The following is a 15,562-nucleotide window of genomic DNA, read 5'->3' as shown; positions in this document are numbered from 1 at the left end:
CAACCAGCTTGAGAATAATTATGCAAGTTTTGTCGATAGCCAGTTTTCGACTACTTTATATTTATTTTAAATATGCTAAAGTCTGCGCGCTTATACAGAGGAGAAAGCTATGTCTGCGTTTTGGAATTATCGTGTAATTGAATGTCCAAGTGATGAAGGTACATTATTTCAAGTACATGTTGTTGAATATAACATTAATGGTAAAGCAGTAAATTGGTCTGAAACTGCTGAGGGGTCATTCGGTACAACCCTTGAAGGCTTAGCGCAAGATATTGAACGCCAAAAACAAGCGTTAGAAAAACCAGTGCTGACAGTAAAAAGGTTAGCCCGTGGTTATGAATTAGTGGAAGTAGAAAGTGGAGATTTAGCATCATCGCCTGTTCCAGAATCACTACAAGAGCAAAACTAAATGTCTTTGCGAGCAATTTATTTTGACTTAGACGGCACTTTGGTTGATTCAGAGCACTTACATGCAGTTAGCTGGAACAAAGTGCTTAGTGAGTTTGGCTTAATGTTTAGTGAAGATGAATTTTGCCAGCAATTTGCAGGTAAACCAACACTAGAAGCTGCTAAAGTAATTGTTCGCGAACATGGCTTAGACATTGCCCCAAGTGCACTTGCCAATCTTAAGCATGTGGTTTTTTCTGATATTTCGAAATCACATTTACCAGACTTATTGGCAGGTGCAAAAGACTTACTCACATGGTGTAAAAAGCAAGGCTTAAAACTGGCATTAGTAACAGGTAGTGCAAAAGCCGAAGCGTCTGCAATTTTATCAGGGCATAACTTAACACCGTTTTTTGATGTGATTTATACCCGTGATGATGTTGAATTGCCAAAACCACATCCTGAGCCTTATTTATCAGCCATTACTCACTTTGCTTTAACAGCTGAAACAGGCCTTGCTATTGAAGATACAGTTACAGGCTCAACGAGCGCTAAAGCTGCTGGGTTATTTACTGTGGTGGTTCCTAACAAATACAGTATCTCTGCGGATTTTTCTCATGTAGACGAATGCTGCAACGATTTAATGGCAGTTAAGACGCTTATTGCCAGCAAACTTTAAATAATCCGATACACTTATAAGAGCCAGTAAAATTTCAAGGAGGAAATGATGGCTCTCAAATCCCTAATATTCTTTTCTTTATGTTGTTATCGCATTGTCTTTGCAATGGAAGTACAACTGGCAAACAGTTACCAGCAGCAAAGTGTCGCTAATTACTTGGTCAGTGAAAAACTAGATGGGGTAAGAGCAATTTGGCGTAACAAACAGCTTGTAACACGTAATGGTAAGCAAATTAATGCTCCGAGTTGGTTTACTGAGCATTGGCCAGATACTTGGCTTGATGGCGAGCTTTGGAGCAAACATAACGATTTTGAATTTATAGCCAGTACAGTGTTAGATCACAAGGCAAATCAAGAGGCATGGCAGAATATAAAATTCTTTGTATTTGATATGCCAGACACTTCAAATCCTTTTATAAAACGATATCAAAACTACCGTTCAATCATCAGCGAGAGCAAATCAGCATATCTGGTTGCCATCGAGCAATTTCAATTTTCAACAGATGACCAATTAGCGCAATTTTATCAAACACGATTAGATGAAGGCGCAGAGGGTGTAATGCTGCATGCAAAAAATGCCCTGTTTAGCGCAGGAAGAAGCGCTAATTTACTGAAATATAAGCCACATCAGGATGCCGAAGGTGTAGTTGTTGGCTATAGCGCGGGTAAAGGAAAGTATAAAGGGCTCGTTGGTGCTTTAATTATTGAGCTTGAAAATGGTGAAAAAATAAAACTCGGAAGTGGTCTTTCTGATGAACTGAGAAGTACACCTCCTGCTATTGGCAGTAGAGTTACTTATCGCTACAACGGGTTTACCAAATATGGTAAACCACGATTTGCGAGATTTTTGCGCCAAAGAAAAGAAGAGTAAAACTTAGTCCAATCGATTAGCAAGGTAGTTATGATAATCTGGAATTGTGCGATTTATTTGCTCAGACATCATCTGACTGGCTATCAGCATATCAGCTGTTGCTTCGTTACAAGCGACCGGAATATTCCAAACGGCAGCTAGTCTTAAAAGTGCTTTCACGTCAGGGTCGTGAGGCTGAGAGGCTAAAGGATCCCAAAAGAAAATCAGCAGATTTACTTCATGCTCAGCGATTTTTGCTCCAAGTTGTTGGTCACCACCCATTGGGCCACTTAATAGCTTTTCAACTTGAAGCCCGGTAGTTTTCTCAATGAGGTGGCCTGTAGTGCCGGTGCCATATAAATTATGCGCTGCAAGAATGTCTTTATGCTTTTCACACCAAGCGCCTAAGGCTGCTTTTTTACCGTCATGAGCGACTAATGCGATGCTTTTTTTAGCAGGAATTGCAGTGATAATTTGGTCCATTTGTTAACACCTTAAAATACTTCGAGCACCAAGCGTAACCCTAATAAAATAAAAATACCACCGGCAATACGGTCAATCCATTGTTGTGCACTTGGGTGATGTTTGAAATAGCCTGCAATCTTGTTTCCACTTTTTACATAAAATACATCAATAGGAAATGCCAAAATAGGGTAGAGCAATCCAAATATCAGTAACTGTAACCACACTGGTGTAGCTAATGTGCTATCAGCAAATTGGGGAATAAACGCGAGAAAAAATAAGGCAACTTTCGGATTAAAAATCTCAGTAAGCATTGCTTGAACAAAAATGTTCTTTTCTTTTTTACCCGATAGTTCACAGTGAATAACCTCTGGTTGACGTAGACTATCAATAATACTGGTTACGCCAAGGTAAATAAGATACAAAGCACCTAGCCAAAGTACTGCTTGGTATGCAAGCTCAGATGTTTTTAATATTACGCTCAGCCCCGCAACAGCCAGTATTGTATGAACAACCCCCGCTGCGGCAAAACCAAATGCCGTTTGCATTCCTGCTACTTTGCCTTTTGCAAACGTTTGCGCCATTAAAAACGCGTTAGATGGCCCCGGTGAAACTGCCAACAAAAAACTGAGGGTAATAAATGATAAAAGAGATTCAAAGTTAATCATGATTTTTATTAGTTATATGAAGGAAGTGGAGTGTTTTCAAACTGTTTTAACTTGATTAAAAAGGGTAAAACACTTAACAGGTGTAATGCAATAATATACGGGATAGCAAGTGGCAGATATTGAGTTAGACTAACAATTAGCCCCGCACCACTCATTTGCATCATACCGAGTAATGCTGATGCTTTACCCGCATGCTGTTTAAAAGGCGCGAGCGCGTTGCCAGCTGCTGCACCCATGGTAAACGAAAAACCCACTGAACCAATAAATATCGCACACATAAAGCTAGCTACATTGGCAAATGTTAGCTGAAACACCACTACTAAACTTGCAGCCATGACCATCAATATTAAACCGCACATTAGCGCAAGTGATGTTGCACGTTTAATTAATTGTGGAGCAATAAAACTGGCAATAATACTGACAGTGGCATTGATGCTGAACCAGAAGGTAAAACGCTGTTCACTGAGCCCGTGTTGATTAATTAAATAGTTTGGCGCCTGTGCTACAAACGCTAAAATTGCGCTCATAGCCAACATACAAATAATGGCATTAAAAAGAAAGGTTGGATGCGTAAAAATTTGCCAGTAAGACACGCTTTTTTCAGCTTTATTTGTGTGGCTCTCAGGTATGCGTTTTGGAATTGCAAATACCAGCACGGCAAGGCCAATTACGGCAAAGGCAGCTAAAAAGTAAAAGTTACTTTGCCAGCCAAATTGCAAGGTTAACCATGCACCTAAAATTGGCGCTAAAGCGGGGATAAAGCACACAATACCATTTAAATAAGAGATTACTTGCGCGCTTTTATTAGCATTATAGTTATCACGAACCAGAGCAAAGGTACTTACAAATGTTGCAGCTGCGCCAATGCCTTGAATTATCCGCGCGAATATAAGTACTGTCACTGATTCAGCAAAGGCAGCGCAAAGAGCGCCTAATAAATACGTTAAAACGCCAAAAATAGCGATTTTTCTGCGGCCAAAGCGATCACTTAGTGGCCCTAAAATTAATTGGGCTAAACCAACACACAACATAAAAACAGTAATGCTTGTTTGAATATGGGTAATTGAGCTATTAAGCTCAGATGCCATCTGCGGCATGGCAGGTAAATAAAGATCGATTGCTAAAGGGCAAAAGATTACAAGCAGTACAAGGGCGATTTTTAGCATAATCACAACACAATTTTCAGAGGCAAGAATTGTATACGTTATGCGGGGAAGATCCAAGCCTAGCGCGATAGCTAAGGCTTGGCATAAACACGTTTACTCAACAATAATTTTGGCAGATTGAATTACCAATTGTTGCTTTGGTTTGCCACCACGGCTACCGTTTTCATTAAATAAATCAAGCACCCTTTCATCACTTACAAGTTTACCAAACACAGTATGTCTGCCATTTAAGTGCGGGGTTGGGCGAAAAGTAATAAAAAATTGGCTGCCGTCAGTATTCTGGCCTGCATTGGCCATACTTAACAGACCTTTTTGGTCATGAGGTACGAGAGGCTCAAATTCACCTGCGTAACGATAACCAGGAAAACCACGACCATTACCAAGTGGATCGCCACCTTGTGCCATAAAGTCACTGATTACACGGTGAAAGGTAAGTGAATCGTAAAAACCAAGCGTGGTTAAGTAAATTGTGCTCGACGCATGCATTGGAGCTGTTTTATGAAACAGCTCAAATTTCATTTCACCAAGGGTTGTTTGTAATACCCAGTAATATGTTGCATCTTCTGCAAATGTTAACTTTGGTGGCATGGTCAGTTTAGTGCGCCACTTTTCATCTTGCTTATCGACTGTTTGCTCAGTGATAAACTGTTCAATTTGTTTAATCGCAGGGTCTTGAAACCAACACGCCGATAAAAATAATGCGGTTGTAATGGATAACAGTGTATTACGTAACATTTTCATTTAAGCTGGTTTCTTTTCTATTTTGTTTTCTTTTTCTGAAACAGGTGCAACAGGCTTAGTTGTTTGTGTCATCGAACCTTGAATTGAAGCGCCTTCTTGAATGCTGATCGTGTCATGGAAGATATCACCAACTACTGTTGCAGATTGCTCTAACACTACTTTTTTGGCTTTGATTGTGCCTTTAACAGAGCCTTTTACAATCACTTCTTGGGCGTTTATATCGCCTTCAACACGGCCATCGCTTCCGATAGTTAAACTTTGTACATTCACTTCGCCATTAACACACCCTTCAAGTTGAATGGTGCCTGCGTTATTAATTTGCCCGGTGATTTCAACGTCTGAGGAGATAATAGAAGGGAAAGGGCTTTTTTTCTTATTGGAGAACATTCTCAAATGCCTTAGTTAGTTTTAACGGGTTGATATACTTTTTGTTATGTAAAATTTCGTAATGTAAATGGGTGCTTGTACTGCGTCCTGAGTTACCCATTAGCCCGATAACTTGGTCTTTTTGTACCTGCTGCCCGCGCTTCACATTGACCTTTGCTAAATGGCCGTAACGCGTAACGAATCCATTCTTATGTTCTATTTCGATAAAGTTGCCAAAGCCGCCATTACGGCCAGCACGCTTAACCACACCATTTGCAGGCGCGAAGATTTTAGTTTTATGCCAACCCGCCATATCAATACCTCGGTGCATTGCACGGCGTTTAGAGATAGGATCAGTACGAAGTCCGTAAGCACTTGATACATAAAAATCTTTTGCTGGCAGTGTGGTCGGCAACAATGCCAGATTACCGCTTAATTGATTTAAAGCCACGATTTTATCTAATAATTCTTGCTGCTCTTCAGTGAGTACCGAGGTATCAATGGCGTTAAAAGGGCCGCCTTGAGCGCTGGTATTTAATTCAAGCTGCATTATAAAATCTTTATCTACACCCGCAGTTTTAAGTGCTGTAAGTAAGCTTGTAGTACGTGAATCAACAATTTCGGAAAGCATTGCAAAGTGCGCATCTAATTGCTGATTCTCTTTTTCAATATCGCTTTCGATGCTTTTTTCTTCAGCTTTTTTGCTTTCTGTATTAGGTTTTTTCTGGTCATTGCTTTGCGTTTTTTTCTCAACAGGGGTGTCATCCGAGAGGGTGATAACTGGCTCAGCTTCTGATGTTTCAGTTTGTGTTATATTATCTTGTTTAGTGGTTTCTTGCTTAGTCTGGAATTCTGCTTGTTGCGCTTCAGGTAATGACTCAAGCATATTGGTCATTATTTGGGATTTTTCATCAATCTGAGAAATACGATTGGACAATTCACTGTGTTTTTCACGATAAGAAAGATGAAGGGCATCAAGCTCAGTTTGCTTTTGCTCGATAATCTTATCTTGCGCAGAGATGACTTTGTTAAGTTCAACATACTGGTAGCTTGCAACACCAGCAACAATACATACGGTTAAGCCAATTGCAAATAAGCTTATTTGTAACCAACTAGGTAATGTAATGTACTTTACATCACCATTTTGGCGGACCAATAACTGTTTATCTGGAAAAAGTGCTTTTAACATTATGACAACCGATGTAGTTAAATATACTGCCTTGAATTATTATTTTTTGAGCAGGCAAGTTAACCGGTTCACGATACCAAAATGTATCGAAAAATCCAGAAAAATTTAGTAAATGGTATTAAAGAGTGAGGTAGTGGTGACAATTAGCTTGCCACCACGAAATGCATTTAAGTTTATTTAGCAGGTAGAACAGTGCCTTCAACGCGACCAAAACCAATGCGGTTAAAGCCGTCAGCTTCACACCAACCACGCATAATTACTTTGTCGCCATCTTCTAAGAAAGTACGCTCTTCGCCATTACTTAACTTGATGGTTTCTTTGCCACCTCGTGAAAGCTCTAGCATTGAACCCGCTTCTTCATGCTCTGGGCCTGATTGGGTGCCCGAGCCTAACATATCGCCAGGTACAAAATTACAACCATTTACTGTGTGGTGCGTAACCATTTGCGCAACTGTCCAGTAGCTATGTTTGAAGCTTGATTCAGATAATTTGCTTGGGGCTACACCGTCAACACGCATTTTTTCAGATTCAAGTAACACATCCATTTGAATATCAAATGCACCCGCTTCACGGTTGTGCGCTGATTCTAAATACTCAAGCGGTTGCGGGTCGCTTGCATCGCGGTGCCACTGAGTGCGGTATGGAGCAAGTGCTTCAGTCGTTACAATCCAAGGTGACACTGTTGATGCAAAGTTTTTCGCAAGGAATGGGCCCAGTGGTTGGTATTCCCATGCTTGTAAATCACGTGCTGACCAGTCATTGAAGAGGCAAAAACCAAATACATGATCTTCTGCATCAGTAATGCTAATGGCATCACCCAATTCATTGCCTTTACCGAGGTAAATACCAAGCTCTAATTCGTAGTCCATGCGTTTTGCTGGGCCAAATGATGGTACATCTGCATCAGGCGCTTTTGTTTGACCTTTTGGACGAGGGAATGTTTGACCTGACACACCAATAGATGATGCACGACCATGATAACCAATTGGTACCCACTTGTAGTTTGGTAGTAATGGATTATCTGGACGGAATAAACTGCCTACAGCCGTTGCATGATAGATAGATGTGTAAAAGTCGGTGTAATCACCAATATGGCATGGCAGTGAATATTCAATATCCGTTTGTGCTACGAGCGCAGATCCAAGTGCAGACTGGTGCGCTGAACCTTCAGTTAGAGCTTCGCTCAATGCCAAACGAAGTGCAGACCAATGTGCTTTACCCATCCCCATAAACTCATTCAATGCAGGGGCGTTGGCAGCAGTTGCCGCTTCAAGAGCTAAACCTGTTAAAACGCCCGATGCAACGACAACGTCTAAATCAAGAACGTAATCACCAATGGCAACACCGCCACGGAACTCTTCATTGCTATTTACTCTACGGAAAACAGCAAAAGGTAAATTTTGAATAGGAAAATCGGTACCGCTCACATTTGCAGACACAACCCAGCTCTTTAGGTTTACGTCATGTGTTTTATTAATTGCGCTCATAATGCACCCTTTTATTTTTAACTGATTACTTATATTGCTACGCAACAGCTATTTTTAAAGACTTAAAGTGGAAAAAGCAGCATATAAAAGTACATGCTGCTTATTGGGCTTAATTGTAATAGGTATTAATTAAATAACACCACGACGCTCTTGGTCGCGCTCAATTGATTCAAACAGTGCTTGGAAGTTACCTTCACCGAAACCACCGTCATCAACACGTTGGATCATCTCAATAAAGATTGGACCAAATAAGTTTTTAGTGAAAATTTGCAGTAAGTAACAGTCTTCACTTTGGCTATCAACTAAGATTTGGTGCTCTTTGATTTTTTCTTTGTCTTCTTTAACCCAAGGAACACGGTCAAAAATTGTGTCGTAATAGTGATCAACAATATCAAGTGTTGCGATATTTGTCTGGTCTAGTTTGTCTAACGAGCCAACAAGGTCATTTGTTAAAAACGCTAAGTGCTGTACACCAGGACCATTGTATTCATCTAAGTACTCATCAATTTGGTTGTTGTTATCGTCTTTACCTTCATTGATAGGAATAGAGAATGTGCCACACGGTGATTTAAGTGCGTAAGAAAGTAACGCTGTTTTTTGACCTTTAATGTCGAAATAGCGAACTTCTTCAAAGCCAAATACGTCTTTGTAGAAGTTTGCCCATGTTTCCATTGTGCCTTTATAAACATTGTTAGTAAGGTGATCGATACGAAGGAAACCTTTGTCTTCAACAATATTTTGCTCAGCTAGGTCTTCAAAATCATTCGTGTAGATAGAACCTTTGTCACCAAATATGTCAATGAAGTAGATTAGGCTGTCACCAATACCATAGATTGCAGGATATGGCAGGTCTTTATTTGCTGAATCAGTTGCTGGTTTTGCACCACGTTCAACTGCAACATCAAATGCTTTTTGTGCATTCTCAACACGCCAACCCATTGAACAAATTGCAGGACCGTGAGATTTAGCGAATTCTGCCGAGAAACCATCACGTTCATTGTTTAGTAAAAAATGAATATCATGCTGGTTGAAATATGTAATGTCTTTGCCTTTGAACTTCTTTAACTTTGAAAAACCAAAGTCTGCAAAGATTTTTTCCATATAGTCAGCATCAGGTGTTGCATACTCAGTAAATTCGATTCCTAGTAAACCTAGTGGGTTATTGGCAGTAGTCATTTTAAGTCCCCTAAAAAGTGAGAGATGGCTTTTACATTAGGCGATCATCTCTCTAAACACGATTTAGCTAGATAATCATTCAAAATTAACGCGAGGGAAAGAGGGGGCGTGTTATTGTATGTTAGGTACTTTTGTAAAGTTTTAAATACAATATTAAGGGAAATGCAGGCGTTTTAGCATGTTATTTTTTTTTCTAAAAAAAATCAGTAAAAACACCATAACAAAATTTTGATTTTTGCGGTTTAAATAACCAAACAATACAAATTTAAACTTAGGCAAGGGTTTCTATTAAGTTTAAAAATTGCGCTTTTTTGTACTGTATTATTTACAAAGTTGCTAGTAGAAGAAAAATCAGGTCTGAAAAGGGGCGTTAAACCCCTTAATAGTGAATCTATATTACATTGTTTTAAAGAATTTTTGTCGTTGTTGTAACCATGGGTTTAGTGCCATAGTCGTCACACTTTGCATGTGACGTTCCACTTTTTGGTTTAAAACTCTGGTGCGCTGATTATAACGCATGGTTTTACTTGGTCCTCCAAGTGATGCGATTTCATCTGCATCGAAAGTGCGGCCGGCAAAAAGTAATGCATTTAAAAAGCCAGGCTCGGTTTCGTAGGTGTCATCGGTGAGCAGTAATAGGCTGCTTTTTAAAGCCCAGCGCTCACCTATTTCACCTTCATCTTTCTCACCAACAAGTTCACCATTGATAAAGACTTTCAATACGCCATTCTCTGGGGCGGCATAAAATACGATGGCAACACGATACCAAGTATTGGGCTTTAAATCACCAAAGAAACCGCTATCACGGGTGGTAATACCCACACCATTGGTGTCTCTATCAACAAATAAATCTGCATCATCATTATTTAGCGGATCCGTTTGTAACAGTCCGCGAAATTCATCAACACTGGTTTCTGGCCACATAATATCCATCACTAAGGTATAATCAGCGACTTTATTGCTGAAATAAAAATCGCCGTTAGCGGGAACATTATGTTTAAGTGCTAAACCTTGCGAGGGACTATGACGACCAAAAGCGAGTACGCCTGACGGGCCATCTGGTAAATCAATAATGTTGGCTTCATTTGTCGATGTAAATGGGCTGCGTTCAGCCCCCCAATTTTTGCCGAGTGGGTCAAAATAGCTGAGCTCACTTGGTCCAAAATCGGCCGCAAAGGGAGCTGCTAAATCATTAAAATTCCAGATGGTGACATAATTGTCTTCAAGGCAACTATTAAGCGGTTGATTGGTATCAATATGTACACATTGACTAGTACGTTGCCGTGCATATTGGTCTAATGCCCACCATGACTCTGATAACGCACTTGGCTCAGGAAGTGTTACACCAGAAAAGAACTGATCGGAATTAAATGCAGGCCCTTTTTGGAGGGCAACACGATAAGTCTTGTCATTATTGATTGATTTATCTGATGCCAACTTAAACACCCAATCTGGTTTTGCTTGGCGCATTTGGTTTAGTTGAGTGCCCGAAATAGACACTTCGTATAGAGCATTAAATCCTGGTGTATTTGAAGGCTGTCTTTCAACGTAATAGGTCTCATGAAACTTTTCTTGGGTTAGCTTACCTGGGGTCCACCGGTTTTGTACTTGCAAAGGATCAAACAAGGCGGCATCAATATCATGTGTAAAGAATGTTGCATTTGCTAAAATCTCGGCAGTTTGAGCTTCATCTGGAAAGTTTTCAGAAAAGGCAATAGCGGTATTTGCATCAGGGGCATAACGTCCCATAATTTCGTCGATACGGCTTACCATTTGTTGATCGATTGTATCAATTGTCGTGGTTAGATGTGTTTTATAGTCATAGTTAATCAACTTTTTGCTAACTGTGTCTATGGTGAGCGATAAATCTGTTAACCCTTGGGCAAAAAAGTTTGGTTGAACCACCAATGCGCCATTGTCAAGAACTTGCAAACTTTCACCACCATGGGTGTGACCTCCTAGTACTAAATCAACACCAGTTATACTCTCTGCAATCCGAGTATCCCCACCAACGCCCATATGGCTAAGCATCACCATAAAATCAACATCTTCACGGTAGGTATTAACAAGGCTCTGCGCAACGGATGTCCAATCCCAGTTCATTCTAAAATCAGGAATAAAATCAGGAATAGGTGCTGTTTGAATGGGCTCATCTAGTTCATTCCAAGGCACTGATGTCATACCAAAAAAGCCGACTTTTAGGCAGCCTACTTGCACTGCTGCAAAATCAACAGCAGCAAAGCCATTTTCATCATTGCCAACGTAACGTGTGTTACTGGCCAAGACAATGGCATGATCGTCATTGGCATAATTTAATAGTTGTTCAGGGCCCCATGCATAGTCATGGTTGCCAATAACTCGTAGATCAAACTGCATGGCTTTTATGGCATCAACGGTTGCTAGTCCTTGAGATATCTGTTCTGCAACTGTGCCTTTCTCATAATCATCGCCACCATTAGTAAATAGAGTATAGGGTTGTTCAGTTTTGGCATTTTGATAATAGCCTTTGATACGGCTAAAGAGCTGTTCTTTGTAACCAAAGCGAGAATGTAGGTCGGCAACATGAATAAAGCGTAATGACTGGGAGACTGCAGTGGCATCACACGCAGGACCAATTGTTTTAGTAATGACTAGTTCGCGTTTAGGCTCAAAAATCACCGCATATTGACCTAGTTGCATGAGGTTCGCTTTTACACTTGCCGAACCGATACTACTGGAAATTGGATTCCAAAGGTTATTCTCTAATCGTGCTATGTACACTTTACCTTGTTGATAGTTGGTTAAATCAACAAACACTTCTATTTGAATTGGGTTGTTCAGAATTTTTTCGCTTGGAGTTAGGCTGTAAGTATTGGAAATAATTTGGTAGTCATCGCTGTTCGATGTACTGGGTGAAGAGCTTACTTTTAATGTGAAGTCACTGTCAGCTACGCCAGTAGGAATGCGCAAACTCATGATACCATTATCAAAATTTGCGTTTAAACTCATGGTAGGGCTGATGATGCCGCCTTGCTCTAGGTCGGGTACGAATACTTTTTCTGTTTCGCCACCACCACATGCGGTTAGGATTAAATATATAAGTACTAAACTCAGTAACTTGAAACTTTTCACAGTTCACCCAAAAGAATTAAATTGAAAATGAAAAATACCATATCTGATAGCTAAGCTTCAATGATACTTACTGACATATAAAAAAAGGACTTATAGCATCAACTATAAGCCCTTTTTCTGAGGATAGGTGTATTAGCGAATAGCTGTTGCTTCAAGCTCTTCTTCTAATACTTCTTCTTCAGTGTGATGGTGGTCTTCTGCACCATGCATCCAATCAACGAGTTTATCAGCCATAAAGTACAGTAAAACACCTGATGCAATCGCAGTGATAAAGATACCGCCGAAGATAGACATTGCGTTTGCAAGTTGCTCTTCTTTAGTTGTTTCACCGTGACCGATAAATGAACCAACGATACCACCAACTTTATTAGCAATTGCAATAAATAGGAACCAAGCACCCATCATTAATGATGCAATACGTAGTGGCGCAAGTTTAGTTACCATTGATAAACCGATTGGAGATAAACATAACTCACCCATAGTATGGAAGAAGTATGCACCCACTAACCACCACATGCTTGATTTATTAGTAGGGTCGCCATCCATTTCCATAACCGCACCCATCATAAATACGAAACCAATACCAAGTAGGATAAGACCAAGTGCAAACTTAACAGGAGAGTTAGGCTCTTTGTTACCAAGACGGATCCAGATTGAGGCAATTACAGGCGCAAATACAACGATAAAAATAGCATTTAATGATTGGAACCAAGTTGTGGGTACTTCAAAACTACCGATGTTACGGTCAGTGTATTCGTTAGTGAAAATGTTCATTAGACCGCCTGCTTGTTCAAAGCCTGCCCAGAAAACAACTGTGAATAGACCAAGCACCATAATAACTTTGATGCGGTCACGCTCAACTTTAGTTAGTGGCTCTTTGCGAACTTCAGTTTGCTTTTCTTTCTCAAGTTTAGCAGCAGGTACAGTACCAATGTTGCCAAGCAGTTTTTGTGCAAATAAGAATTGAATGATAAGTGAAAGTACCATACCGATACCAGCACAGATGAAGCCAGCTTGGTAGTTACCATCGTAATGAGCAACAACTGAACCTACAACGATACCTGAAAGTGCGGCACCTACGTTAATACCCATGTAGAAAATAGTAAATGCACCATCGCGACGATTATCACCTTCTTCATAAAGGTCACCAACCATGGTCGAAATGTTTGGCTTGAATAAACCGTTACCAGCAATTAATAGACCTAAGCCCACGTAGAAAGCTTCTGTTTCCATACCTGGTACCCATGCGTGCGGAGTACCTAGCATAAATTGACCTGCGGCCATTAAGAAACCACCAATATAAATTGCTTTACGTTGGCCTAAGTATTGGTCCGCTAACCAACCACCAATTAATGGTGTAAGGTAAACAAGACCGGTAAATGTACCATACATTGAAAGTGCATCGGCTTGGGTCCAACCCATACCGTTACCGCCTTCAGAATATACTTGGTCTACTAAATAAAGTACTAAGATTGCGCGCATTGCATAATAGCTAAAACGCTCCCATAGTTCTGTAGTGAATAGCAGGAAAAGGCCTTTCGGGTGGCCTAACATTTCACCTGCTTTAGGGACTGAATTCATCGTATGCTTCCTAATTCAAATTATTGTTATGGCCAATATTATTATTGTTGTTACTACCTTTCGGTCTGAACGGGTGGCCAATATATGTGTTTGGGTAACAGTTACCCAGCAAGCAAATTTGTGTTAATAAACATACTGAACGAGGGGTAAAATAAGGTTATTAATACAAACTGCATTCGGCCAGTATACCTAGAGAGTTTTTTAAACAAAAGCCCTTATCTAACAGATTTGACCTGTTTGTATGCAATTTCGTCGATTAATTATTCACATCAAGACATAAGCCTTTTAAAAATTGAATGAAGCCATAATGCGTTAGCCAATGCAGATGCGCTTCGTCTTTCACTAAAAAGTGCCCACAAAAATTTAAACCATTTGCGAAAATCGATTCAATATGGGCAGTTTTACGTGGCACTAGCCAGAATAACTCTTTATGAAGGATTAAATTATATGCGCCAGTTTCAGTATCATTTGCATCCAATTCAAATTGTGACAGTGCTTGTTGGTAGTATTCGTCACAAAGCTTTAAGTTAAGTGGGCCAAAGCGCACAAAACTAATCTCTTCTAATTGTTTTGCTATGGCAGATACAGTCTCACTGTGTGCTAAGCGAATTAATTGCATATGACGATGCCCTTGGCTGGCACCCGCAATTGGACCTGCATTATAAAACCCCACATCATGTGTTGAGTTTAAATAACTAAGCCAAGCTGCAAAATCATCATTTGTTAAAGGGCTTTGCTGCGAGACAAAGTCGTTACTACACAAAAGAGCATGGGGTTTTAATACCGGGAATTTATTCAGCAATAGCTTGTGTGACGGTGGGCAGTCTTTTACAAACATCGCCTCTTCATGGGGTAAAAATGGGTTAGATTTTTGTGTACTTTGATGAGGTTTGTCTATTTTGTTAGGAACACGCAAATGTACCGTGAAGTGAATATTATTATCTAAAAACGATTGACTTTGAGTTGTGAGTGGCTGGAGCGTTTTATTTTTTAATGCGATTTCTATTTGCTGTTCAACTGCTTGCCAATACATAATACATCCTATATTTGATCTTAATGAGCACGAGTGAGTTATGCGCCGCGGTTTTTCTGTGCCAAATGAAAATGATAGTTTTAATCTTCGCGTCTTTAAACAAGTTGTACCTTATTTATTAGAATTTCGCACGCGTATTATTATTGCCTTTGGTTGCCTTGTGCTTGCTAAGCTTGCCAGTGTTTACCTGCCTTTTGTTCTGAAATACACCGTTGATACGTTAGATCAACAACAGAGTGTGGTGCTACTTGGTACGATAGGTTTAATTGCTGCCTATGGTGTGCTGCGACTTGCCAATGTAGTGCTTTCAGAGTTACGTGACATGTTGTTCGGACGTGTTACTGAACGTGCAATGCGCCGTATCAGTATGAAAGTGTTTAGCCATTTACAACACCTTGACCTTAAATTTCATTTAGATCGCAAAACTGGCGGACTTGCCCGCGACATTGAACGGGGTGTGTCGGGTATTAGTTTTGTGATGCGCTTTTTTGTTTTCAATATTGGCCCAACCTTAATCGAGCTGATTTTGGTGATTGGTATTTTAACTGCCAAGTATGGCGCCAAATACGGGTTCGTGATTGCCGCGTCTGTGGTAGTTTATATCACTTTTACTGTGTATGTGACTAACTGGCGATTAAAGTTTATTCGCGAAGCCAACATGGCCGAT

The 15,562-nt window shown here is 40.1% G+C and carries 15 protein-coding genes; 4 read left to right on the top strand and 11 right to left on the bottom strand.

The window, feature by feature from the left end; translation table 11 throughout:
• The first annotated feature begins 109 nt into the window (after window positions 1–109).
• The 3 genes from ABYD77_RS12610 to ABYD77_RS12600 are packed head-to-tail and all read left to right on the top strand — an operon-like array spanning window position 110 to window position 1,936.
• On the top strand, window positions 110–409 hold the full coding sequence (locus ABYD77_RS12610) for a hypothetical protein (protein WP_274760528.1): 300 nt from the start codon (window positions 110–112) through the stop codon (window positions 407–409).
• Window positions 410–1,066, top strand: coding sequence for an HAD family hydrolase (locus ABYD77_RS12605; RefSeq protein ID WP_372770395.1), 657 nt, complete (start codon window positions 410–412; stop codon window positions 1,064–1,066). It abuts the gene before it with no gap.
• 48 nt (window positions 1,067–1,114) lie between these two features.
• Entirely contained in the window at window positions 1,115–1,936 is an 822-nt protein-coding gene (locus ABYD77_RS12600) for a DNA ligase (RefSeq protein WP_372770393.1), read from the top strand.
• A 3-nt stretch (window positions 1,937–1,939) separates the two neighbouring features.
• On the opposite strand, the gene ABYD77_RS12595 is transcribed toward ABYD77_RS12600, so the two are convergent.
• The 11 genes from ABYD77_RS12595 to ABYD77_RS12545 form a co-directional block, all read right to left on the bottom strand.
• Window positions 1,940–2,398: a methylglyoxal synthase gene (locus ABYD77_RS12595; protein WP_372770391.1), complete on the bottom strand. Its 459-nt coding sequence runs from the start codon at window positions 2,396–2,398 to the stop codon at window positions 1,940–1,942.
• A gap of 11 nt (window positions 2,399–2,409) precedes the next feature.
• Window positions 2,410–3,045, bottom strand: coding sequence for a LysE family translocator (locus ABYD77_RS12590; RefSeq protein ID WP_274760524.1), 636 nt, complete (start codon window positions 3,043–3,045; stop codon window positions 2,410–2,412).
• An 8-nt stretch (window positions 3,046–3,053) separates the two neighbouring features.
• Window positions 3,054–4,211, bottom strand: coding sequence for a multidrug effflux MFS transporter (locus tag ABYD77_RS12585; protein WP_372770389.1), 1,158 nt, complete (start codon window positions 4,209–4,211; stop codon window positions 3,054–3,056).
• Window positions 4,212–4,304: 93 nt separating this feature from the next.
• Window positions 4,305–4,952, bottom strand: coding sequence for a peptidylprolyl isomerase (locus ABYD77_RS12580; RefSeq protein ID WP_372770387.1), 648 nt, complete (start codon window positions 4,950–4,952; stop codon window positions 4,305–4,307).
• A complete protein-coding gene (locus ABYD77_RS12575) occupies window positions 4,953–5,339 on the bottom strand; it encodes a polymer-forming cytoskeletal protein (RefSeq protein WP_372770385.1) in 387 nt (128 codons plus the stop codon). It lies immediately after the preceding gene.
• The gene (locus ABYD77_RS12570; protein WP_372770383.1) at window positions 5,326–6,507 is read right to left on the bottom strand and encodes a peptidoglycan DD-metalloendopeptidase family protein; all 1,182 of its coding nucleotides are present in this window, start codon (window positions 6,505–6,507) and stop codon (window positions 5,326–5,328) included. The genes ABYD77_RS12575 and ABYD77_RS12570 overlap by 14 nt, the downstream gene beginning before the upstream one ends.
• 173 nt (window positions 6,508–6,680) lie before the next feature.
• Entirely contained in the window at window positions 6,681–7,994 is a 1,314-nt protein-coding gene (gene fahA, locus ABYD77_RS12565; RefSeq protein ID WP_372770381.1) for a fumarylacetoacetase, read from the bottom strand.
• A gap of 129 nt (window positions 7,995–8,123) precedes the next feature.
• The gene (hppD, locus tag ABYD77_RS12560) at window positions 8,124–9,170 is read right to left on the bottom strand and encodes a 4-hydroxyphenylpyruvate dioxygenase (protein WP_372770379.1); all 1,047 of its coding nucleotides are present in this window, start codon (window positions 9,168–9,170) and stop codon (window positions 8,124–8,126) included.
• A 396-nt stretch (window positions 9,171–9,566) separates the two neighbouring features.
• The gene (locus tag ABYD77_RS12555) at window positions 9,567–12,281 is read right to left on the bottom strand and encodes a metallophosphoesterase (RefSeq protein ID WP_372770377.1); all 2,715 of its coding nucleotides are present in this window, start codon (window positions 12,279–12,281) and stop codon (window positions 9,567–9,569) included.
• 132 nt (window positions 12,282–12,413) lie between these two features.
• A complete protein-coding gene (locus ABYD77_RS12550) occupies window positions 12,414–13,862 on the bottom strand; it encodes a peptide MFS transporter (protein WP_372770375.1) in 1,449 nt (482 codons plus the stop codon).
• A gap of 256 nt (window positions 13,863–14,118) precedes the next feature.
• A complete protein-coding gene (locus ABYD77_RS12545) occupies window positions 14,119–14,895 on the bottom strand; it encodes a hypothetical protein (RefSeq protein WP_372770373.1) in 777 nt (258 codons plus the stop codon).
• A 40-nt stretch (window positions 14,896–14,935) separates the two neighbouring features.
• On the opposite strand from ABYD77_RS12545, the gene ABYD77_RS12540 reads away from it, so the two are divergent.
• Window positions 14,936–15,562, top strand: a 627-nt coding sequence (locus ABYD77_RS12540; RefSeq protein ID WP_372770371.1) for an ABC transporter transmembrane domain-containing protein, incomplete at its 3' end; no start/stop codon positions are given.

This window comes from Pseudoalteromonas sp. (assembly GCF_041629635.1).
In the GTDB taxonomy this organism is placed as follows: Bacteria; Pseudomonadota; Gammaproteobacteria; order Enterobacterales; family Alteromonadaceae; genus Pseudoalteromonas.
Note: the sequence above shows the minus strand (reverse complement) of the source record. Positions and strands in the feature narration are given on the sequence as shown.

Coding starts and splice junctions, on each gene's coding strand:
- ABYD77_RS12610 (WP_274760528.1), top strand. CDS start 110: ATGTCTGCGTTTTGGAATTATCGTGTAATTGAATGTCCAAGTGATGAA.
- ABYD77_RS12605 (WP_372770395.1), top strand. CDS start 410: ATGTCTTTGCGAGCAATTTATTTTGACTTAGACGGCACTTTGGTTGAT.
- ABYD77_RS12600 (WP_372770393.1), top strand. CDS start 1,115: ATGGCTCTCAAATCCCTAATATTCTTTTCTTTATGTTGTTATCGCATT.
- ABYD77_RS12595 (WP_372770391.1), bottom strand. CDS start 2,398: ATGGACCAAATTATCACTGCAATTCCTGCTAAAAAAAGCATCGCATTA.
- ABYD77_RS12590 (WP_274760524.1), bottom strand. CDS start 3,045: ATGATTAACTTTGAATCTCTTTTATCATTTATTACCCTCAGTTTTTTG.
- ABYD77_RS12585 (WP_372770389.1), bottom strand. CDS start 4,211: ATGCTAAAAATCGCCCTTGTACTGCTTGTAATCTTTTGCCCTTTAGCA.
- ABYD77_RS12580 (WP_372770387.1), bottom strand. CDS start 4,952: ATGAAAATGTTACGTAATACACTGTTATCCATTACAACCGCATTATTT.
- ABYD77_RS12575 (WP_372770385.1), bottom strand. CDS start 5,339: ATGTTCTCCAATAAGAAAAAAAGCCCTTTCCCTTCTATTATCTCCTCA.
- ABYD77_RS12570 (WP_372770383.1), bottom strand. CDS start 6,507: ATGTTAAAAGCACTTTTTCCAGATAAACAGTTATTGGTCCGCCAAAAT.
- fahA (WP_372770381.1), bottom strand. CDS start 7,994: ATGAGCGCAATTAATAAAACACATGACGTAAACCTAAAGAGCTGGGTT.
- hppD (WP_372770379.1), bottom strand. CDS start 9,170: ATGACTACTGCCAATAACCCACTAGGTTTACTAGGAATCGAATTTACT.
- ABYD77_RS12550 (WP_372770375.1), bottom strand. CDS start 13,862: ATGAATTCAGTCCCTAAAGCAGGTGAAATGTTAGGCCACCCGAAAGGC.
- ABYD77_RS12545 (WP_372770373.1), bottom strand. CDS start 14,895: ATGTATTGGCAAGCAGTTGAACAGCAAATAGAAATCGCATTAAAAAAT.